The organism is Martinezella sp. CNPSo 3795 (genome assembly GCF_057784475.1).
In genome coordinates this window covers 593,634-613,946 of record NZ_JBXSOQ010000003.1, presented here as the reverse complement: position 1 = coordinate 613,946, position 20,313 = coordinate 593,634, and the positions used below count along the sequence as shown (strand labels likewise).

Here is a 20,313-nt window from a genome sequence, read left to right as displayed (position 1 = left end):
GCCAGCTTGCAAGCGAGAAATAGCGATTCGCCTCATAATTTTATGCAAATCGCTCTTAAACTTGCGTGAGAACAGGCGTAAACGCAATCAAATACCACCCGATTTGATTTACACCATCCTTCGGGAGATGGGCGGCGAAAGCCGCGACACAAGAAGCATTGGAGGAGCCATGAGCACCGGCGAAAAATTAACCTTCGACATCCAGAAAAACCCTAATCCCGCGACGGCGAGCGAGCGGGAAGCGCTGCTGCAGAACCCGGGCTTCGGCCGCATCTTCACCGACCACATGGTGACGATCCGCTATTCGCAGGATCGCGGCTGGCACAGCGCCAAGATCGAGCCGCGCAAGGCGCTTCCTCTCGATCCCGCGACCGTGGTGCTTCACTATGCGCAGGAAATCTTCGAAGGCATGAAGGCTTATCATCTGCCGGACGGCGGTGCGGCCCTTTTCCGCCCGAGCGCCAATGCGCGCCGTTTCCAGAATTCGGCGGAGCGGTTGGCGATGCCGCGCTTGCCGGAAGAGCTCTTCGTCGAGTCCGTCCGCGAGCTGGTCAAGATCGATCGCGAATGGATCCCGACCGCCGAAGGGGCGTCGCTCTATCTCCGGCCGTTCCTGATCGGTACGGAAGTCGCCCTCGGCACAAAGCCATCGGCGGAATACATCTACTGCGTCATTGCTTCCCCGGTCGCCTCCTTCTTTAAGGGCGGCGGGTCGGCCGTCACGCTCTGGGTCTCCGAGAATTTCACCCGCGCCGCTCCGGGCGGCACCGGTGCTGCCAAGTGTGGCGGCAATTATGCCGCAAGCCTCTCAGCGCTTGCCGAAGGCCAGCGTGAAGGCTGCGATCAGGTGGTCTTCCTCGATGCCGTCGAAAAGCGTTGGATCGAGGAGCTTGGCGGCATGAACGTCTTCTTCGTCTTCGACGACGAATCGCTGCAGACACCGCCGCTCACCGGCACGATTCTGCCGGGTATCACTCGCGATTCGCTGATCAAGCTCGGGCGCGACATGGGCCTGACGGTGCGCGAGGAACCCTATTCGATCGAGCAGTGGCAGGCGGATGCCGAGAGCGGGCGCCTGCGCGAATCCTTCGCCTGCGGCACGGCGGCCGTCGTGACGCCGATCGGCAAGGTGAAGGGCCGCAAGCACAGCTTCACCATCGGCGACGGCAATGCCGGCGCTACGACGCAGCGCCTGAAGGCAGCCCTGACCGACATCCAGTTCGGCCGCGCGCCGGACAAGAACGAATGGCTGGACCGCCTGTTCTAAGCGAACCATGAACCCATACCCGGCGGGAAAGGTATATGTGCTCTCCCGCCGGCTCTGACACAAGAAATCGCATAGTCACCCGAACTATCGGAGTTGTTGTGATGACCAGCGTCAGCGAACGTCCCGGCGGCGAGCCGGGCGCGGAGATCGGTTTTATCGGTCTCGGCGTCATGGGGCAGCCGATGGCCCTTAATCTCGCAAAGGCAGGCACCAGGCTGGTGGTCTGGAACCGCTCTGCGGCAGCAGCCGATCCATTGCGCGAGGCGGGTGCCACGGTGGCGGCGAGCGTCGAGGAGGTGTTTGCGCGCACACGCATCGTCATCCTGATGCTGGTCAACGAAACGGTGCTGGACGAGGTGTTGCGGCGGGGTACTCCGGACTTCGCCAAGCTGGTGTCCGGACATATCGTCGTGTCGATGGGCTCCAATCCGCCCGGCTATTCGCGCGGGCTTGCCGCCGATATTCTTAGCGCCGGCGGGCGATATGTCGAAGCCCCGGTTTCGGGGTCGAGGAAGCCTGCCGAGACGGCACAACTCGTCGCGCTGCTCGGCGGCGATGCGGAGACGGTTGCCGAGGTGCGGCCGCTGCTTGCACCGATGTGCCGCGAAACCATTTTGTGCGGCCCGGTCGGCAATGCGCTGCTTATGAAGCTGGCCGTCAACCTCTATCTCTGCACGATGCTTGCCGGACTGGCCGAAGCCGCGCATTTTGCTGAGAGCAACGGACTCGATCTTGAAACTTTTCAGGCGGCTATCAATTCCGGTCCTATGGCCAGCGATTTGACACGCGTGAAAATTCCGAAGCTTGTTGCGCGGGATTTTTCAGTGCAGGCGGCGACGGCCGATGCGTTCAACAGCACGAAACTGATTGCGGAGGCAGCTCGCGCCGCGGACATGGCATCGCCCGTCCTCGATCTCTGCCGCACTCTCTATGGTGAAAGCGTCGAACTCGGCAATGGCCGACTCGACATGGTGTCGGTGATCAAGGCGATCGAGGCCCGCACCGAAGCGCTTGGTCGCTCCTAGCAACTCATCGCGCAACCCCAATGTTGGGTTAAGACTTGGGCAGGTAATTCCGGAAGGACGGTCCTATGGACAGCAATCTTTTTCAACAGCTGGGCTTGAAGCATCCATTGATCGTCGCACCGATGGCCGGTGGTCCTTCGTCGGTAGAACTCGTGGCTGCGGCTTCCGCTGCCGGTGCCCTCGGCGCCATGGGTGGCGCCTATTTAAATGCCGCGACGATCGAAACCTTTGCAGCTCAGGTTCGCCAGCGAACCGACAAGCCGTTTTCGATCAATCTCTTCATTCCGCATTCGATCCCGGAGGTTGGCACCGATCGGCTTGAGCGCGCCGTGGCTGCAACCACAGGATATCGCCAGGAGTTGGAACTGCCGTCGCCGCAGCTTTCTCCTCCCTACGAAGAGGATTTCGATGCGCAGTTCGAAGCTGTCTTGCGCATCAAGCCAGCCTGCTTAAGCTTCGTCTTCGGACTGTTACCGACCGACCATGTACGAGAAGCGAAAAAGGCTGGTATCCCGCTGATCGGCACGGCAACGACACTCGACGAGGCGAAGGCGCTGGAAGAGAGCGGCGTGGATGCGATCGTGCTGCAAGGCTTCGAAGCGGGCGGTCATCGCGGCATTTTCGATGCGAGGGCAGAAGATCCGGAAATCGGCATGCGAGATCTCCTGGCGCAATGCGTCGGCACCATTCGCGTGCCGCTGATCGCAGCCGGCGGCATCATGACTTCAAGCGATATCCGGGCGGCACTGCAGGCGGGTGCACAGGCCGCGCAGATGGGCACGGCTTTCCTTGCCTGCGCTGAAGCTGGGACATCGGCACCCTATCGCAAAAAACTGCTCGAAACACCGGAGCGAAAGACGCGGACGACGCGCGCTTTCTCAGGTCGCTTTGCGCGCGGGATCGAGAACCGCTTCATGGACGAGATGGATGGGAAGCCGGAGGCCGTCCTTCCCTTTCCGGCGCAGAACAAGTTCACGCGGGACATACGCGCTGCGTCGACAGCGAAGGGATCTCCGGATCTCCTGTCTCTCTGGTCGGGAACCGGCAAGGGCGAGCTGTGGCAGGGGAGTGCCGCCGAATTGATCGGTCGTCTTTTTGCAGAGTGACGCTCAAAAAGAAAGGAGCCGGCAAGCCGGCTCCCGATCATCTTTCAAGACTGATAAAGTCTCGATCATTCCATGCCGAGTGCGGCCATGTAGGTCTGCAGGATGGATTCTTCTTCCAGGCGCTCGTTTGCGTCCTTCTTGCGAAGGCGAATGATGGTGCGGATCGCCTTGGTGTCGTAGCCGCGGCCTTTGGCTTCGCCCATGACATCCTTGATGTCGGACTGGATGGCGGCCTTTTCTTCCTCGAGGCGCTCGATGCGCTCGATGAATTGACGCAGTTCCGCCGCGGCCACGTTCTCGACGCTGTTCTCTTCCATGCACTTCTCCTAAAGGGTCTCAAAGGGGTCGCTTGCAGCCCGTCGCAGATGAGATCGGTCGGTCACCGATACGGCACATCGCTTCATGGCTTGCGCGGGATTTCGAATTCGATCGGGCAGTTGACGTGCCGCGAATGGCGCGCAAGGTCAAGCCGAATTGGTGAAGGGAGCGTTAATCTTTCGGCTTGTTCTGCTCGAAAGCGGCTTTTTGCACAGGCGAGGCTTCCTTCTGGTGCAGGTTCTTCCAATCTTCGTAGGGCATGCCGTAGATCACCTCGCGCGACTCATCCTTGCTGACCGGCAGCCCGGCCTCTTCGGCCGCTTCGCGATACCAGTTGGAAAGGCAGTTGCGGCAGAAGCCGGCAAGATTCATCAGGTCAATATTCTGAACGTCACTACGTTCGCGCAAATGCGCAACGAGACGGCGGAAGGCGGCAGCCTCGAGCTCGATCTCTTGTTCCTTGGTGAGCGTCGTCATCTCTTTCTCCTCAATTCGCTTGTCGCTTCACGCCTCATAAGGGCCAGTGCGCGAAGGATAGCGCTTATATTCATGGAGCGCGGGATCGGCATTGATCTCGGCGAAGATCGGTGCCAGGCGATCGGCCCATTCGGCAATGCCGGCCTCGTCGCCGATCAGATCCTGCCGGACCTCCAGCAGCGCATGCGCAATGCCTTTCATCATGCAATGGCGGAACATGGTGTCATTGCGCAGGGCACCGTCATAAGGCTCGTTGTCTCCTATCACGAGATCGGTATTGGCGCCGAGCTTTGCAAGGAGCGGCACGACGGCACGGTCGTCGCTATCCCAGAGCACGCTGGCATGCCAGGGGCGCGGCACGCCTTTCCAAGCCGGTGTAAAGGAATGCATCGAGAAAACCAGGGGCGCTTTGCCCGTCGCCTCGGCTACGGCGGAAATCGTCTCGTCGACCGCTTTATGATAGGGCCGGTGGAAGGCTTCTATGCGGTAATTCCATTCCTCATCCGTGATCGGATGATTGCCCGGGATGATGGCTCCGTCCGAGATCTTCATGATGAGCGTCGGGTCATCCTCGCCACGGTTCGGATCGATCAGCAGACGGGAAAAGCCGCCCAGCACGCCGGGCGCGCCCAGCCGCGCGCAGAGATGGCGGCACAGGCCTTCGATGCCGATGTCATAGGCGATGTGGCGGGAAAAGGCGGTCTCCGGCAGGCCAAGGCTGCCGTAACGCTCGGGCAGGCGCCGCATGGCGTGATCGCCAAGAATGACCATGCCTTTGTCACGATTGCCGGGTATGAATTCAAACGGTCTGAAATCGGTCATGCGGATTGTCGATTATTGAAATTTTCAACTCTTTGTTTGATTGCATGTGCCGATGGAAGGTGCAAGGTTTGCAGCTTCGATCGGATGGAGAGCGGCGCATGGTGCCGTCACCATCCCGTGAAGAAAATATAATCGATTAGAGTTGCGTTGACATTCATGGGATGGCGGCGCAAGAAGACGCAACAACGAATAACCGGGAGCCAATTGGAAGCCGTGTCCAGCCAAGTCGCGCCACGTTTCGTTAAGCGGTCAGGCCCGCTCGCCCGAATCGCCTTCCTCATCCTTGCTGCGGCCGCGCCGTTCTTCTTCATGCCGAATGCCGCCCATGCCGATTTCCGAACGTGCAATGGTACGCAGAACCTTGTCGGCGTTGCGATCGGCTATCGCGCGAAGGATGGCTGGGTGACGGAGGGCTGGTGGCAGATTCCGGCCAATACCTGCGCGACTTTGATCGAGGGGCCGCTTCAATCCCGCTATTATTACCTCTACGCAGAAGACGCGGCCCGCGGCGGCCGCTGGACGGGCGACGTCGAAATGTGCGTGGCGGAAAACGAATTCAAAATCCCAGGCGTCAAGGATTGCTACGCGCGTGGCTACCAGAAGATGGGATTCAAGGAATACGACACCGGGCGCCAGGCGAGCTGGATGGTTCAGCTTTCCGAGCCCTCGGGCAGCCAAGAAAGCCAGAATTGATGAGACGAAACCGAAAAGTCAAAATCCTCGCAACGCTCGGTCCGGCCTCCTCTTCGGAGGAAATGATCCAGAAGCTTCACGAGGCCGGGGCGGATCTGTTCCGCATCAACATGAGCCATGCCAGCCATGATGTGATGCGCACGCTGATCCAGCGCATCCGCGCCGTCGAAGCTCGTTGCGGTCGTCCGATCGGCATTCTCGCTGACTTGCAGGGTCCCAAGCTGCGCGTCGGCAAGTTTGCTGACACCAAGGTCGACCTCAAGCCCGGCCAGACCTTTACGCTCGACAATCAGGATATCCCCGGCGACAACACGCGTGTCTACCTGCCGCATCCGGAAATCCTGGAATCGGTTCAGCCCGGCCACCGCCTGCTGATCGATGACGGCAAGCTGGCGTTGCGTGCCGAAAAGTGCGACGGCAAGAGCATCGTGACAACGGTCATTTCGGGCACCAAGATTTCCGACCGCAAGGGCGTCAGCCTGCCCGATACGCTGCTCGGCGTCGGCGCGCTGACCGACAAGGATCGCGCCGACCTCGACGCCGTTCTCGCGACCAATGAAGTCGACTGGGTTGCGCTCTCCTTCATCCAGCGCCCGGAAGATCTGACGGAAGTTCGCAAGATCTCGCATGGCCGTGTCGGCCTGATGTCGAAGATCGAGAAGCCGCAGGCTGTCGAGCGCATCGAGGAAATCATTGAGCTTTCCGACGCACTGATGGTGGCCCGCGGTGACCTTGGCGTGGAAATGCCGCTGGAAGCCGTTCCCGGCATTCAGAAGCAGCTGATCCGCGCCTGCCGCCGCTCCGGCAAGCCGGTAGTCGTTGCTACGCAGATGCTGGAATCGATGATCTCCGCGCCGGTCCCGACCCGCGCTGAAGTCTCAGACGTCGCGACTGCCGTCTTCGAAGGCGCCGATGCCGTTATGCTTTCTGCAGAATCTGCATCCGGCGACTATCCGGTCGAAGCCGTTTCCATGATGGCCTCGATTGCCGGCACCATCGAGCGCGAGCCGCATTATCCGGGCATCATCTATGCCCAGCGCGCGCTGCCTGAGGCAACCGGCGCCGATGCGATCTCGCTCGCCGCCCGCCAGATCGCCGAGACGCTGAAGCTTGCCGCCATCGTCTGCTACACATCATCCGGCACCACCGGTCTGCGCGCCTCGCGCGAGCGTCCGCAAGTTCCGATCCTGGCGCTGTCGCCGATCATCCAGACCGCGCGGCGCCTGTCCGTCGTGTGGGGCATGCACTGTGTGGTCACTCATGATGCCACCGACCTCGACGACATGGTCAACAATGCCTGCCGCATCGTTGCCGAGGAAGGCTTCGGCAAGCCGGGCGACCGCATCATCATTTCGGCGGGCGTTCCGCTCGGCACGCCGGGCGCCACCAACATGCTGCGTATTGCCTATATCGGTTCGGACGGCCAGTCCGGCGTGTGATTGCCGACATCTGATTGCGGCAGCACCTTAAACACCCGAAACCCGCTGTCGAAAGACGGCGGGTTTTTTCTTGAAACCGAAGCGTCTGCGATCCCCAAGCAGGCGGATTGAGAAGGAGATATTCCAATGAAAGTCGGATTTATCGGATTGGGCCAGATGGGCAGCGCCATGGCCGTCAATCTCATCAAGGCCGGGCATGAGGTGACTGTCTATAATCGGTCGCGCGACAAGGCCGGGGCTCTGGCCGGCGAGGGCGCCAAGGTTGCGGCGACCGTAGCGGATGCGTGCGGCGGCAAGGCTGTCTTCACCATGCTCGCACATGACGATGCGCTATCGGCCGTCGTCCATGGCGATGGCGGCGTTCTGGCAAGCCTTGGCAAGGGTGCAGTCCATATTTCCGCCAGCACGATCAGCGTGGCGATGTCCGAGCGGCTCACTAAAGAGCACACCGCGGCGGGCCAGCGCTTCGTTGCCGCGCCCGTCTTCGGTCGTCCGGAAGCTGCTGCTGCGGCGAAGCTTTTCGTTGCCGCCGCGGGTGCGCCAGACGCCATCCAGTCGGTTACGCCGCTCTTCGACGCCATCGGTCAGCGGACTTTCGTCCTCGGCGAGGAGCCGAAGTCTGCCAATCTAGTCAAGCTCAGCGGCAATTTCCTCATCGCTTCGGTCATCGAGTCGCTCGGCGAGGCCATGGCGCTGGTCGAGAAGGGCGGTGTCGACCGGCATGCCTACCTCGATCTCTTGACCTCGACGCTGTTCAACGCACCTGTCTACAAGACCTATGGCGGGCTGATCGCGGATCGCAAGTTCCAACCAGCCGGTTTCACCGCACCCCTCGGCCAGAAGGATATCCGGCTGGCATTGGCTGCCGGCGAGGCGCTGAACGTGCCGCTGCCGTTGGCGAGCCTGCTGCGCGATCGGTTCCTCAACCTGCTGGCGCATGGCGGCGAGGAGCTGGACTGGTCGGCGATTGGCGCGTTGGCGGCAAAGGATGCGGGGTTGCTGGGGTAATTGGCTGACCTTGGGGGTGTCATCGCCGACGATTGAGTTCGTGGAGGGTGTGCACCCCCCTTTGTCACTTCGCGACATCTCCCCCACAAGGAGGGAGATCGTTGGGAGCTTGCTGCTCTTCCTTTCGAACCGACGAATTGCAGTTTCTGCAGATACGATGTGCCTTGGGGCTCATGGGTGCCGCCCCAATCTCCCCCCTTGTGGGGGAGATGTCCCGACAGGGACAGAGGGGGGTATCACAGGTGCGGCAAACTGGTGAAAGCCAGGCGAACGAAGCGACCCCTTGCTAACCACCTTCCCACATGCAACCTTCCTCTCTTCAAGAGGAGGGACACCATGCATCTCACCACGCTGCTCGCCTTCGCCGCCGTTTCCTTCATCGGTATTGCAACGCCGGGGCCGACTGTGCTTCTGGCGCTGACCAATGGTTCGCGCTTCGGCGTCAGGCGGGCCCTGCCGGGCATGATCGGTGCCGTTCTTTCTGACGCCGTACTGATCAGCGCCGTTGCCATCGGGCTTGGCGCCCTGCTGGCGGCTTCTGAATTCTGGTTTTCGGCCCTGAAATGGGTAGGTGCAGCCTATCTCGCTTTTCTCGGCATCATGATGCTGCGCTCCAAGGGAAGCATCGACGGCGCGTTGCAGGCGAGCGCGGGCCAGACGAAAGGAACCGCGTTCTCGATTGGGCTGAAGAGCTTCATGGTCGCCGTCACCAATCCGAAGGGCTATCTCTTCTTCTCGGCCTTCCTGCCGCAGTTCATCGATCCCTCGGCGCCGCAGATGCAGCAATATATCGTGCTCGGTGCGATCTTCGCCGCGCTCGATTTCGTAATCATGTTCGGCTACGCGGTCTTCGGTTCGCAGGCCGTGCGTGTGCTGAAGTCGGAAGGTGCAAAATGGCTCGAGCGCGCCTGCGGCGGCGCGCTGCTGGCTCTTGCCGGATCGCTGGCGCTCTATCGGCGTGCCGTGAATTAAAGGCCTAGTGGCGGCTTAATGCCGCCTCGAAGACTTCCCTGTCGACATTGCCGCCCGACGTGACCGCGATCACCGTATCCCCGTCGATGTGCTTGCCGTGGAAGAGTGCTGCAGCAAGCGCGACGGCGCCGCCCGGCTCCACCACGATCTTTAAACGGGTGAAGGCGAGTGCCATGGCCTTCTGTGCTTCTTCATCCGTCACGACGAGGCCGAGGCCGCAGAGACGCTTGAGGATCGGAAAAGTGATGTTGCCCGGTTGTGGCGTGATGATGGCGTCGCAGATCGAGCCCTGCAGTGCGGCATTGCGCTCGATCTTACCCGAGGCCAGCGAGCGCGTGGTGTCATCAAAATTTTCCGGCTCGCATGGATGCACCTTCAGGCCCGGAGCGCGGGATTCGAGCGCCAGTGCAATCCCCGAAGTCAGGCCTCCTCCGCCGCAGGGAACAAGGACGCTGGCCGTCTCGATGCCTTCCTCGGCGGCCTGTTCGGCAATTTCCAGCCCGGTCGTTCCCTGGCCGGCGATCACCTGCGGCTCGTCGAAAGGCTTGATGAGCGTCAGACCGCGCTCGCTGGAAATACGTGCGCCGATCTCATCGCGATCTTCCTTTACGCGATCGTAGAGCACAACCTCGGCACCGAAGGCACGGGTATTGGCGATCTTCAGCTTCGGCGCGTCGGTCGGCATGATGATGACAGAGGGGATGCCGTGCAGCTTTGCGGCCAGCGCCACACCCTGGGCATGGTTGCCGGAGGAGAAGGCGATCACGCCTCTGGCCCGCACGTTTGGCTCCAGCGCTGAAACAGCCGACCAGCCGCCGCGAAACTTGAAGGAGCCGGAATGCTGCAGGCATTCGGCTTTCACGAACAGGCGGCGCCCGGCGATTTCATCGAGAAAGGGCGAGGAGAGGAGCGGCGTGCGGCGCGCCCGGCCGCCGAGGCGAGTGCGGGCGGCTTCGATCATTGCGATATCGACCATGGAGGGATCACTCTTCTGATTTAGAAAGGCTTTCCATCCATAAAGCGCCGGACCTTCCTTTAAAATAGGGAGATTGTCTCCATGACACTTCAGGCGATACCAGGCAGCGAAAGATGTCCGACATTGTAGGTTTGGACACCCAGCCGGGCCGGATCTTTCGGCGGTTCGGCCAGGAGGCGGAAGCGCACCAGCGTCCAGTGTGTCGGCTCGAATGCGGCGACGGAGGCGAGCGCTTCGCCGTTCGAGATCACTTGCGCTGCTGCTTCGATCTCCTTCGCGCGGAGTTCACCGAGCGATGTCTCGGCATCGATTGTGACCACCTCGCGTGTCGCGAATTTGGTGCGGCGAATATCCCTGGACGTATCGGCGTGCCAGACGATCCAGGTATTGACCTGGGGGCGACCGAAATTCTCCGTCAAGGCTTGGAAGCCTGGGCCGCAGACGAAGTCGCTGAGACCTTCTTCCTCCTGCCAGACGTAGAAGGGCGAGTAGAAATTCTGCCGGCTTTCGGTGACGGCATCGCCCTTTCTCGCCGTCAGGTAGGCCTTGAATTTCAGGCCTGGAAGATTATCGAGCAGCGGACCTTTTTCGCGGATACGGCGATCGATGATCGCCATGTCATAATCCGCTGGGAGGGGAAAGTTATATTGCATGGCGATCATTGGTCATTCCTCCAGCCAGGTCACGGCGCTTCCATTCTGCGCCGCCTGGATACTGATATAGGAGAAGGCGTTCTCCGGCCCCGCGCCGTGCCGGTGGCGCTCGTTCGGGGCGAAGCTGATGCAATCGCCGGCGCGCAGCTCCTCAGCCGGGCCGCCGAAGCGTTCGGCAAGTCCGACGCCGGATAGAACGTAGAGGATCTGTCCGTGCGGATGCGTATGCCAGCGTGTCATGACGCCGGGTTCGAGTTCGCAGCGCATGGCTGTGAGGCCGCCGTTTTCGGCGTTCTCCACCAGCGACTCCACCAGGAAGGAGGCCGTGGCGATGCCCTCGGGCGACGGCCGCATATTCGTGCCGGCGCGGTGGATGGCGGGCGATTGCGAAGATGTCGTCTGAGGCATCGCTCTTAGACCTGCTCGATCATCTGCGCGCGGCCGTCAGAGAAGGACCAATCCTCGCGTGTCGCGGTGGTGATGGTAATCATGATGTCTTCGGGGCGGACGCCAGGCGCATCGCCAAGGAGTTCAGCGACGCGTCGATAGAAGGCTTTCTTGACCTCCGTGCTGCGCGGCTTGCCGATCGTGACATCGAAAAAGACGTAATCATCCGAGCGCGGCTTGCTGGCGAAATAGGTCCGATCGAAGACGAGTTCATGCGGCTCCAGCTGATGAATGGACTGGAAGCGGTCGGTCGGCGGTACCTCGAAGGCTTCGACCAGAGCGCGGTGGAAGTTATCCGAAAGTGCCTTGAGATATTCCGGCGACTTGCCGCGCAGAAGGGTGATGCGGGTGAATGGCATGGGGATCGCTCCTGTTTCCGTGTCACTTGACGATCATAGAATGCCAGCGGATAATCATCCTGAAAATCAGATAATTCCGAATAAATAGTCCCGAAAATATGGATGGTTATTCATGCGAAAGGTCATCTTCGATCTCGATGTGCTGCGCAGCTTCGTCACTGGCATGGATCTCGGCAGTTATGCCAAGGCGGCCGACAGGCTGGGGCGTTCGACCTCGGCGATCAGTGCCCAGCTGAAGAAGCTGGAAGAGCAGGCAGGCATGCCGATTTTCCGCAAGGCGGGTAGAGGGTTGGCGTTGACGGAAGCCGGGGAGACGATGCTTGGCTATGCCCGGCGGCTGCTTGATCTCAACGACGAGGCGGCCACGGCGCTGCATGGGACGGAGCTTGAGGGCTGGGTGCGGCTCGGCTTGCAGGAGGATTTCGGCGAGACACTGCTGCCGGACGTATTGGGTCGCTTCGCCCGTGCCCATCCGAAAGTGCGCATCGAGGCGCGTGTCGTGCGCAATGCGGAACTTGTGGAGCGGGTGACATCAGGCAAGCTCGACCTGGCGCTTGCCTGGAGCGACGGCTTTCGCACGGCCTACACAGACCGTATTGCCGAAGTGCCACTGTGCTGGGTCGGTCCGGCAAATGGCGCTGTGCATTGGCATGCCGACAGCGGTGAGGTCATGCCGTTGGCTTCGCTTGAGGCGCCATGCTTGCTGCGCAACATCGCCACGAAGACGCTCGATCGCGCCGGTATCGGCTGGCGGATATCCTTCGTCAGCCCCAGCCTCGGCGGCCTTTGGGCTGCGACGGCGGCGGGTCTCGGCCTGACACTGCGGACGCCGCTCGGCTTGCCGCCAAAGGTGCGGCAATTGACGCCTGGCGAGGCGGGCCTGCCGGCGTTGCCGACGCTCGATCTCGTCCTGCATCGTGCCGAGGCGGAGGGAAGCCCGGCGACGGAGCGGCTGGCATCCATCATGTTGCAGGCAGTGCGGCAGACCATCGAGACCGTGCCGCAGAGCCGCATATTCGATGATGCGCCTAGTCACGATGTCGTCATGGCCTGAGATACGGCAGCGGATTCCGAAGATTCCTCCGTCAGGCTGGCGATGCGGATTTCAGCCTGTGCGGCAAGCACTTGCAGATCGCGCGGCTGGCCCGCCAGCCTTTCCATGGCGGCGATCGCGACATCCGTCGTTACATAATCCGGCTTGTGGCCGAGATTGCGGATGGTGATGAGTTCGGCGCCTGCGATATCGCGGGCGAGCCCGCGCGAATGCAATTCCTCCAGCACGACATCATCACTGTCGCCGGTGATGATGATGGTGGGCGCCTTGATCTCGCTGTAGCGCGGCGCGTGAGCGGAGACATAGGCAAAGAGATTGACCACGTCGATTGCGTTGTTGCGGAAGGTCTGGGGCCGCAACACCAGTTCCGGTGCCGTCTTCATGATATAGTCCGCTGGTCGTGCATTTGGGCGGAAGATGCTGAGCGTGCCGGTCTCGACCCGGCGCAAGCCGAGCGGGATGACGAAAAGCTGAGTGAAGAGCCAGCCGAAGACGGGGGTGGCGGCAAGCGTATAATACCAGTCGACGCCGCCCGACCAGGGGTGCGTCGCCGGGGAGAGGAAGAGCAGCCCCTCGGTCTTCTCCGGATGTCGCATGCCGAAAGCGGCCGCGATCGCACCGCCGAAGGAGTGGCCGATGATGATGGCGCTTCTGATGCCGCGCTTCTCCATGAGCTTTGCAATGGCATCGGCCTGACCGGAGGGAAGGGCGTTTTCGGCAGGCCCGCGTTCGGAATAGCCGTGACCGGGGCGGTCGACGAACAGCATTTCAGCGCGGCCGGCCAAAGGTGCGGCAAAGGCTTCGAACTGGTCGCGCAGATTGCCGCTCGCCCCATGGATAAAGACCAAGGCCGGCAGATCAGCTGTTGCCGGGCGTGGCAAATGCACGGCATTGAGGCGATAGCCGCCGATATCGGTAAGCTCGCCAATATTGGGATAGGCCTGCTCGATGGCACGGGTTTTGTAGGCGGAAAAGCCTGCGGCGAAAACGATAAGGATAACGATGACGGCGAACAAAGAATCGATCATTGCGGCACGGATCAAATATCTTAAGACGCTAATCTAGCGCGATATTGCGGCTTTTCATCCCTCCAAATGCGATTTCCGCCGGGAGACCGCCGCATGCAATCAGGTGCGGCTGCCGGCAAGTTTTTCCGAGAGCTTGCCTGCTTCTTCCTGGGCCGATCGATTCGCCGGGTAGACCTCCAGAAAGCGGTCCCAGATCTTCAGGGCCTGTGCGTCGTTGCCGCGCTCGGTCAGCATCGCCGCCATGCCGGCCAGCGCGCCGAAATGGCGCGGCTCGATGCGCAGGACCTGATTTATGTCTTCCATCGACTTGCGATAGTCGCCGATCGCAAAATTGAGCGTGGCGCGTCGGTTCCAGCCTTCGACATAGTCGGGCTTCAGCGAGATCACCTGATCGAGATAATCCATCGCGGCGGCATTACGCTTTTCCTGAATGGCCTTGTCGGCCCATTGCATCAGGAGATTGATGGTGGCGCTGCCGGAATCGCTGAGCTCGGCACTGATCTGGTCCGCAATCAGGCTTGCCTGGTCGGGATCGCGCTGCCGCTTGAGCGCTGTGAACAGATTGTCGAGCTGCTGCTTGGGCGACAGGGTGCCGGAGGAGGAGCCGGAATTCTGCTTTTCCACAGGGTTTGGCTCATCAGCCAGCGCCGCATGGGGTGCAGAGGCAGCCAGGGCAAGGAGAATCGGCAGGGCTAGATATGACAAAGCAAAAACGCGCATGGCGGGCATAGTAGCCCGCCAATGTCGAAGATCAAAACAAATTTGATGCGATCAACTAAAACTGAGGCCCGATCCATGGGATCTGAGCCGCGCGCTATATCAGCCCTGACGAGCCTTGTAGCGCGGGTTCAGCTTGTTGATGATGTAGATGCGGCCCTTGCGGCGGACGAGACGGTTGTCACGGTGGCGCGCCTTGAGCGACTTGAGCGAATTCTTGATCTTCATTTTTCTGATCCGCGATCTCTGAGGGGGAATGTCACATTCGCCCGGGTCTTTTAACAATCAAAAGCGCGCTCAGGGCGCGCTCTTTAGGGTGGGGAGCAAATACCCTGTCATACCGGGCCTGTCAACCATGTCAGGGCTTTTTCCCGCTGCTCTTAGCGGAGAAGCTGTGTGACATGGCCCATCTTGCGGCCTGGCCGGGCCTCCGTCTTGCCGTAGAGATGCACGAGCGTGTCGTCAAGGCGCAGCCATTGCGGCAATGCCAGGATGTCGTCGCCGATCAGATTTGTCATGACACAATCCGAATGGCGCTGAGGATTTCCGAGCGGCAGGCCGGCGACGGCGCGGATATGCTGCTCGAATTGCGAGATGACGCAGGCGGCTTCCGTCCAATGGCCGGAATTATGGACGCGCGGCGCCATTTCATTGGCGATCAGGCTGCCATCGGCAAGCACGAAGAACTCGATACCGATGACGCCGACATAACCAAGCGCCGTCAATATCTTCTCCGCAGCGTCGCGCGCAGCCGCGGCCGTCTCCTGCGAAATGCTCGCCGGCAGCGTCGAGGTGTGGAGAATGCCGTTGCGATGGACGTTCTCCGCCGGATCGTAGCAGGCGACTTTCCCGTCGCTTCCGCGAGCAGCGATGATCGAGATTTCGCGCTCGAAGGATACGAAGCTTTCCAGAATCAACGGCACGCTGCCCAAGGCTGCATAACCGCCTTCGGCGCTGTCGGCGGCGGAGCGATAGACGCGCTGCCCTTTGCCGTCATAGCCGAGACGACGGGTCTTCAGCACGCCTTGGCCGCCGAAATCAGCGAGCGCCTTTTCGAGATCGGCCTGGCTGTCGACGGCATGAAAACGGGCCGTCGGAATGCCGCAACCATTGATGAAGCTCTTTTCGGTCAGCCGGTCCTGCGCCATTTCAAGCGCCTTGGGCGGCGGATAGACCGTTACCTGCAAGGCAAGATCCTCAGCGGCGGTCACGGGCACATTCTCGAATTCATAAGTCACGACATCGCAGCGCTTCGCCAGCTCTGCAAGCGCGGCCGCATCGTCATAGGCGGCCGCTATCTGTGCGTTGGCGACATGGGCGGCCGGGCAATCCGCCTGGGGCTCGAGGATGACGGTGCGAAAATTCAGGCGTGCGGCCGCCATGGCCAGCATGCGGCCGAGCTGGCCACCGCCGATAATGCCGATCGTCTTCGCGTTCATAGGTCGTCCATCGGATATTCGGCGACCGCCGCGCTCTGGCGTGCCCGCCATTCGTCGAGCCGGTCGGCGATCTCTTCATCGCCAAGCGCCAGCACGGCGGCGGCAAGAAGGGCGGCATTGACCGCGCCGGCCTTGCCGATCGCAAGCGTGCCGACGGGAATGCCGGCCGGCATCTGCACGATCGAGAGAAGACTGTCCTGCCCGGAGAGCGCGCGGGATTGCACCGGCACGCCGAAGACCGGCAGCGGGGTCATGGAAGCCGCCATGCCCGGCAGGTGTGCTGCGCCGCCGGCGCCAGCGATGATGACCTTGAAGCCCTCGTCCTTTGCGCCCTTGGCGAAGTTCACCAGCCTGTCCGGCGTACGATGAGCGGAAATGATGCGCGCATCATAGGTGATTTCAAGCGCTTCCAAGGTGTCCGCAGCATTCTTCATGGTTTCCCAGTCGGACTGGCTTCCCATGATGATGGCGACAGGCGGTCTTTCGGTCAGCATCGTTGCGTTGTGCTCCTCAGGCGATGATATCGGGTATAATCTGGTCTTCCAGCTTGGTTAGCTTGTCCTTGATGACGAGCTTCTTTTTCTTCATGCGCTGGATACGAAGGGCGTCGCAGCCCGTTTCAATCATGGCATTGATTGCGGCATCATAATCCTCGTGTTCCTGGCGCAAACGCGCCACGATCAGCCTGATTTCCGCCTGTTCCTGATCGGCCATGTTCATTTCCCCAGCATATCGCGGAATCGCATTCGTTCCGCCTCCTGAATTCCGCAAGCTCCTATCACCAAATGACGATAACGGGAAGTTATCCTTCATCACGAATTTGCCGCCTATGGGCCACGTTTTCGCCTTCGACAAAGGCTCGATCTTATGGCACAGTGGGAGGGTTGACACCTAGAGCCTTGGCGAATGGATGGTCAGGGCTCTTAAGAGGAAGGAAGGGTCATATGACTGTTCAAGCTCATCTTGAATCGCTCGAAAAGAAACATGTCGCGCTTGAGGAGGCGCTCCATGCGGCAATGTCATCTCCCTCTAGCAATGATACGGAAATAGCCGACATCAAACGCAGGAAACTGCGCGTCAAGGACGAAATCCAACGTCTGCGTTCCTCAGTCCACTGAGGCAACGTTCCAAAGTTTAAAAGCCATCGATCTTGAGGGCAAGAGAGGCGGATCGAAAGGTCTTAAGGCAAATTCCCGGTCAGGATCGATGAGCATTTCCGTTTAACGGATGCGCCAACTTCATAGCGTCGGAGGTAGGGGTTGGCGCAATTTTCCTGTTTTACGCAGCAACGCTGCCAACGATTATTTTAACTGGAGTAGATTTTGGGTGGTGCCATTGCAACACCTATGTAGACTGCCAGCGCCATATTTCCTTGTCGTGCCAATAGCTCGCAACTGCGTAAATATTGAAGCCTTTGACGGTGCAAATAATTACCCCCGCGAGCGTGTACGCTATTGGCCCCAGGGAATAAAGCTGAATGTATGCCGTCAGAATTTCCCAGAAAATCACGGCTACATAAATGGAGTAGGCAGCCACAAATAACTTCCAAAAGTGTCTTGAGCCAAATGGCAGTCTTAATGAAAACAATAATACAACGATGCACTCCGGAAACGAAATCAACCATGGATATATGTCGAGGAATTCCAGAGTAACACCGTCAGTATAGGCGTAATATATGTATGCTGCTTGCAGAAGCAGCGTAAATACTGTTACCATAATCCACTTGAGCTGGATTGTGGGCTTTTGGGAGTTCTTAAGCTCAGATCGCCTCACCGCGGGCGGGTGGGTGGCGGTCTGCGAAAAACGCGGCGATCCCATTTATGACTCCGAGTTTCATCATGCTGCCCCACGGCGAGTCCCGCAGGGATATTCGCGTATTACGCGTGAATCTTTACTTTCGCGTGAAATTGTTGAAGTGTTTTTTAAAAGTCACCGGAGGCTTTGCCGCAATGTCCGCCATTGGTGCATGATGACGCTATTGGTTCCCTTAATTTTCCAGAAGCGGCTAAGCAAAGGTCTCTCTTCAGGACCAGAACTGATCCAGCCACAAATTCAGCTTGTCGAAGCCGCGGCTGTTGACCGCATAGATGCGTTTCGTGCCTTCGTTGGTGACGGAAACGAGGTTGCTGTCGAGCAGCGCCTTGAGATGCTGTGAGACGGCCGGGCGGCTGATCGGCAGGCCCTGCGCCAGTTCGTTGACCGTCTTGGGTGCGCGGCGCAATTCCTCCAGCAGATGACGCCGGTTCGGATCCGCGATGGCTGCGAAAGGGTCCATGGTCGACATGGGCGAAAGCTACGTCAAACACCAAAGGGCGGCAAGTTAATTGTGCGCTGCATGATATATTGTGAGAATGGTCGCTTGCGAAGGTTCGCGTCGTAAGTGTCCTCTGCTGCGAATTGCCGGTTTCGGCCGCTGCCCCTTGTCAGAGAGAGCTAACGGATTTACTCACGATTATCGAACCGGTGCGCCGTCGCTGACGATGGAAGCCGAAACCATGGAAGCTCGCATGACCGTGCCCGAAGATCGTTGCCGCCTCGTTCTCATCGTTCCCGACATTGCCGATATCGAGCAGCGGGCGAAGGCGGTGGCCGATGCCTTGAGGGGTGGAGACGTCGCCTCGGTGATCATTCCCCAGTACGGTCTCGATGACAGCACCTTCCAGAAACATGCGGAAAAGCTGGTGCCGGTCATTCAGGCCGCAGGTGCAGCAGCGCTCATCGCCGGGGACAGCCGCGTCGCGGGCCGTGCCAAGGCTGATGGGTTGCATATTGCCGGCAATATCACCGAGCTTACGGAAGCCGTCGAAAAATTCGTGCCGAAGCTGATCGTCGGCGGTGGCAGCGCGGCCGATAGGCATAGCGCGCTGGAGGTCGGCGAGCTCAGGCCGGACTATATCTTCTTCGGCAAGCTTGACGGCGACATCAAGCCGGAGGCACATCCGAAGAACCTGGCACTCGGCGAATGGTGGGCCTCGATGATCGAAATTCCCTGCATCGTCATGGGTGGCACCGATCCGAAGTCGGCGCTGGACGTAGCCCTGACGGGTGCCGAGTTCGTCGCGCTGCATCAGGCGGTTTTTGCCGACCCTGCGGCAGCCCCCTCCATCGTCGCGGAAGTGAATGCGCTTCTGGACGAAAAAGCGCCACGGTTTGAGGATTGATAGCGATTCATGTCGTCAGCGCCTCGATTCCGCCATCGATCCTTCCTTGCCGTGCTTGCAGCCGGGCTCGCGGCATTTCCGTTGCTGGCCGCAGCGCAATCAGGCAACAGTGATACGTCGCTGCCCGGTGTTTCGCAGCCGGCGGAGAAGGGCGCGCGTCCCGATGACAACGCACAAACCGACGACGACACAACTGTGCCGGCTGCACCGCAGCATAACGACAATGTCATGACGCGGCCTTTGGGCGCCGATGCCGGCACCTTCAAGACCGAAAAGATTCAGCCGGGCGCGGAGCCGAAAGCTGACAGCGACATCAAGCCATCTCAGGGTGTCGGGGTTTTCGAGCGCATGGGGGCAAACTTGCCCGACCTGCCGCCGGAACGGCCCTTCACCGGCAAGGTGGACGATGCTTATGGCGCCTTCCAGCGCGGCTATTACCTGACCGCCTTCCAAAAAGCATTGCCGCGGGCGCAGCTTGGCGATCCGGCCGCACAGACCTTGATCGCAGAGCTGATGGCACAGGGCCTGGGCGTTAAACGCGACACGAAGGACGCCGCCTTCTGGTACGGCAAGGCGGCCGAGGGCGGCGATCCCACGGCGATGTTCAAATACGCGCTGATCCTGATGGAAGGGCGCGATGTGCCCCGCGATCAGAAGAAGGCCGACGACTGGATGAAGAAGGCGGCCGATGCGGGTCAGCCTTCGGCGGAATTCAACGTAGCCCAGATGCTGACGGCCGAAAATCCTGGCCCCAAGGGCCTGCAGATGGCGCTTCCCTATTATGAGAAATCTGCCGAGCAGGGCATCGCCGACGCGCAATATGCCGTGTCGCAGCTCTATCTCAACCTTCCCGACCTGCCGCCGGAAAAGAAAGCGCGTGCGCGGGAATGGCTGTCGCGTGCCGCCAATGCCGGCTTCGATACCGCACAGCTCGACATGGGCATCTGGCTGATCAACGGCACCGGCGGCGCACAGGATCTCGAAAACGGCTTCAACTGGATGAGGGTTGCAGCCTATCGCGGCAACGTCGTTGCACAAAACAAGCTGGCACATCTTTATATCAATGCCATCGGCACGAAGCAGGATCCGGTGGCGGCCGCTACCTGGTATGTCATTTCCCGCCGTGCCGGCCTGAAAGACCCCGAGCTCGAGGATTTCTATCAAGGGATCGAGGACTATCAGCAGAAGGCAGCTATCGACGCAGCCAACAAGTATCGGCGCGCGCGATAATAAAGTGTCGGATTGAGCCTTGGCGGAGCTGATCTGAGGTCAGTTTGCGTCTGCCATGGTCTCGCCACTTGAAATTCCCCCGATTTTATGGTCTTGAGGCCGCCAATCTTTATTTCCGCTGA

25 protein-coding genes are annotated in these 20,313 nt (G+C 60.2%); 11 read left to right on the top strand and 14 right to left on the bottom strand.

Annotated features, from left to right (window positions below):
* Window positions 1-169 precede the first annotated feature (169 nt).
* The 3 genes from AC13QY_RS12735 to AC13QY_RS12725 all read left to right on the top strand — a co-directional run bounded on the left by AC13QY_RS12735 (window position 170) and on the right by AC13QY_RS12725 (window position 3,398).
* A complete protein-coding gene (locus AC13QY_RS12735) occupies window positions 170-1,267 on the top strand; it encodes a branched-chain amino acid aminotransferase (RefSeq protein WP_269245036.1) in 1,098 nt (365 codons plus the stop codon).
* A 101-nt stretch (window positions 1,268-1,368) separates the two neighbouring features.
* On the top strand, window positions 1,369-2,292 hold the full coding sequence (locus AC13QY_RS12730) for an NAD(P)-dependent oxidoreductase (protein WP_269245037.1): 924 nt from the start codon (window positions 1,369-1,371) through the stop codon (window positions 2,290-2,292).
* A 65-nt stretch (window positions 2,293-2,357) separates the two neighbouring features.
* On the top strand, window positions 2,358-3,398 hold the full coding sequence (locus tag AC13QY_RS12725) for a nitronate monooxygenase (protein WP_113330395.1): 1,041 nt from the start codon (window positions 2,358-2,360) through the stop codon (window positions 3,396-3,398).
* Window positions 3,399-3,463: 65 nt separating this feature from the next.
* On the opposite strand, the gene AC13QY_RS12720 is transcribed toward AC13QY_RS12725, so the two are convergent.
* The 3 genes from AC13QY_RS12720 to AC13QY_RS12710 all read right to left on the bottom strand — a co-directional run bounded on the left by AC13QY_RS12720 (window position 3,464) and on the right by AC13QY_RS12710 (window position 5,015).
* Window positions 3,464-3,715 (bottom strand): DUF2312 domain-containing protein, encoded by a 252-nt coding sequence (locus AC13QY_RS12720; protein ID WP_069613239.1) that lies wholly within the window; start codon window positions 3,713-3,715, stop codon window positions 3,464-3,466.
* Between the two features lie 172 nt (window positions 3,716-3,887).
* The gene (locus AC13QY_RS12715; RefSeq protein ID WP_069613238.1) at window positions 3,888-4,193 is read right to left on the bottom strand and encodes a DUF1244 domain-containing protein; all 306 of its coding nucleotides are present in this window, start codon (window positions 4,191-4,193) and stop codon (window positions 3,888-3,890) included.
* A 27-nt stretch (window positions 4,194-4,220) separates the two neighbouring features.
* Window positions 4,221-5,015 carry an N-formylglutamate amidohydrolase gene (locus tag AC13QY_RS12710; protein WP_269245039.1) on the bottom strand — a complete coding sequence of 265 codons (795 nt, stop codon included), beginning with the start codon at window positions 5,013-5,015 and terminating at the stop codon, window positions 4,221-4,223.
* 204 nt (window positions 5,016-5,219) lie between these two features.
* Between AC13QY_RS12710 and AC13QY_RS12705 the strand changes: the two genes are divergently transcribed.
* The 4 genes from AC13QY_RS12705 to AC13QY_RS12690 all read left to right on the top strand — a co-directional run bounded on the left by AC13QY_RS12705 (window position 5,220) and on the right by AC13QY_RS12690 (window position 9,127).
* The gene (locus AC13QY_RS12705) at window positions 5,220-5,708 is read left to right on the top strand and encodes a DUF1036 domain-containing protein (protein WP_069613236.1); all 489 of its coding nucleotides are present in this window, start codon (window positions 5,220-5,222) and stop codon (window positions 5,706-5,708) included.
* Window positions 5,708-7,147, top strand: coding sequence for a pyruvate kinase (pyk, locus tag AC13QY_RS12700; protein WP_015341054.1), 1,440 nt, complete (start codon window positions 5,708-5,710; stop codon window positions 7,145-7,147). The genes AC13QY_RS12705 and pyk overlap by 1 nt, the downstream gene beginning before the upstream one ends.
* A gap of 126 nt (window positions 7,148-7,273) precedes the next feature.
* Window positions 7,274-8,155, top strand: a complete 882-nt coding sequence (locus tag AC13QY_RS12695) for an NAD(P)-dependent oxidoreductase (protein WP_269245040.1) — start codon at window positions 7,274-7,276, stop codon at window positions 8,153-8,155.
* A 336-nt stretch (window positions 8,156-8,491) separates the two neighbouring features.
* Complete coding sequence (locus AC13QY_RS12690; protein WP_113389170.1) at window positions 8,492-9,127, top strand: LysE family translocator; 636 nt, start codon at window positions 8,492-8,494, stop codon at window positions 9,125-9,127.
* A 4-nt stretch (window positions 9,128-9,131) separates the two neighbouring features.
* Here AC13QY_RS12690 and AC13QY_RS12685 read toward each other — a convergent pair whose 3' ends face one another.
* The 4 genes from AC13QY_RS12685 to AC13QY_RS12670 form a co-directional block, all read right to left on the bottom strand.
* Window positions 9,132-10,103: a threonine ammonia-lyase gene (locus AC13QY_RS12685; RefSeq protein ID WP_145631954.1), complete on the bottom strand. Its 972-nt coding sequence runs from the start codon at window positions 10,101-10,103 to the stop codon at window positions 9,132-9,134.
* 89 nt (window positions 10,104-10,192) lie between these two features.
* Complete coding sequence (locus AC13QY_RS12680) at window positions 10,193-10,765, bottom strand: DUF4865 family protein (RefSeq protein ID WP_145631956.1); 573 nt, start codon at window positions 10,763-10,765, stop codon at window positions 10,193-10,195.
* A gap of 3 nt (window positions 10,766-10,768) precedes the next feature.
* Window positions 10,769-11,164, bottom strand: a complete 396-nt coding sequence (locus AC13QY_RS12675; RefSeq protein ID WP_113355218.1) for a cupin domain-containing protein — start codon at window positions 11,162-11,164, stop codon at window positions 10,769-10,771.
* A gap of 5 nt (window positions 11,165-11,169) precedes the next feature.
* Window positions 11,170-11,562, bottom strand: coding sequence for a tautomerase family protein (locus tag AC13QY_RS12670; protein ID WP_113355216.1), 393 nt, complete (start codon window positions 11,560-11,562; stop codon window positions 11,170-11,172).
* A 112-nt stretch (window positions 11,563-11,674) separates the two neighbouring features.
* Between AC13QY_RS12670 and AC13QY_RS12665 the strand changes: the two genes are divergently transcribed.
* The gene (locus AC13QY_RS12665) at window positions 11,675-12,616 is read left to right on the top strand and encodes a LysR substrate-binding domain-containing protein (RefSeq protein ID WP_113355214.1); all 942 of its coding nucleotides are present in this window, start codon (window positions 11,675-11,677) and stop codon (window positions 12,614-12,616) included.
* Here the strand turns inward: AC13QY_RS12665 and AC13QY_RS12660 are convergent.
* The 6 genes from AC13QY_RS12660 to AC13QY_RS12635 all read right to left on the bottom strand — a co-directional run bounded on the left by AC13QY_RS12660 (window position 12,595) and on the right by AC13QY_RS12635 (window position 16,514).
* Window positions 12,595-13,644, bottom strand: a complete 1,050-nt coding sequence (locus AC13QY_RS12660) for an alpha/beta fold hydrolase (RefSeq protein WP_113330448.1) — start codon at window positions 13,642-13,644, stop codon at window positions 12,595-12,597. The genes AC13QY_RS12665 and AC13QY_RS12660 overlap by 22 nt on opposite strands.
* A gap of 99 nt (window positions 13,645-13,743) precedes the next feature.
* Window positions 13,744-14,373 (bottom strand): tetratricopeptide repeat protein, encoded by a 630-nt coding sequence (locus AC13QY_RS12655; protein WP_113389167.1) that lies wholly within the window; start codon window positions 14,371-14,373, stop codon window positions 13,744-13,746.
* A 90-nt stretch (window positions 14,374-14,463) separates the two neighbouring features.
* Complete coding sequence (gene ykgO / locus AC13QY_RS12650; protein WP_003582204.1) at window positions 14,464-14,589, bottom strand: type B 50S ribosomal protein L36; 126 nt, start codon at window positions 14,587-14,589, stop codon at window positions 14,464-14,466.
* 152 nt (window positions 14,590-14,741) lie between these two features.
* Window positions 14,742-15,800, bottom strand: coding sequence for a 5-(carboxyamino)imidazole ribonucleotide synthase (locus AC13QY_RS12645; RefSeq protein ID WP_113355212.1), 1,059 nt, complete (start codon window positions 15,798-15,800; stop codon window positions 14,742-14,744).
* A complete protein-coding gene (gene purE, locus AC13QY_RS12640) occupies window positions 15,797-16,294 on the bottom strand; it encodes a 5-(carboxyamino)imidazole ribonucleotide mutase (protein ID WP_173002428.1) in 498 nt (165 codons plus the stop codon). The genes AC13QY_RS12645 and purE overlap by 4 nt, the downstream gene beginning before the upstream one ends.
* A 16-nt stretch (window positions 16,295-16,310) precedes the next feature.
* Entirely contained in the window at window positions 16,311-16,514 is a 204-nt protein-coding gene (locus tag AC13QY_RS12635) for a YdcH family protein (RefSeq protein ID WP_015341042.1), read from the bottom strand.
* 230 nt (window positions 16,515-16,744) lie between these two features.
* On the opposite strand from AC13QY_RS12635, the gene AC13QY_RS12630 reads away from it, so the two are divergent.
* Window positions 16,745-16,918 carry a YdcH family protein gene (locus tag AC13QY_RS12630; protein WP_069613224.1) on the top strand — a complete coding sequence of 58 codons (174 nt, stop codon included), beginning with the start codon at window positions 16,745-16,747 and terminating at the stop codon, window positions 16,916-16,918.
* A 905-nt stretch (window positions 16,919-17,823) separates the two neighbouring features.
* Here the strand turns inward: AC13QY_RS12630 and AC13QY_RS12625 are convergent.
* A complete protein-coding gene (locus tag AC13QY_RS12625; RefSeq protein WP_015341040.1) occupies window positions 17,824-18,084 on the bottom strand; it encodes an ArsR/SmtB family transcription factor in 261 nt (86 codons plus the stop codon).
* A gap of 223 nt (window positions 18,085-18,307) precedes the next feature.
* Between AC13QY_RS12625 and AC13QY_RS12620 the strand changes: the two genes are divergently transcribed.
* Window positions 18,308-18,961 (top strand): thiamine phosphate synthase, encoded by a 654-nt coding sequence (locus AC13QY_RS12620; RefSeq protein WP_113355247.1) that lies wholly within the window; start codon window positions 18,308-18,310, stop codon window positions 18,959-18,961.
* A gap of 9 nt (window positions 18,962-18,970) precedes the next feature.
* The gene (locus AC13QY_RS12615) at window positions 18,971-20,191 is read left to right on the top strand and encodes a tetratricopeptide repeat protein (protein WP_152092554.1); all 1,221 of its coding nucleotides are present in this window, start codon (window positions 18,971-18,973) and stop codon (window positions 20,189-20,191) included.
* Window positions 20,192-20,313 lie beyond the last annotated feature (122 nt).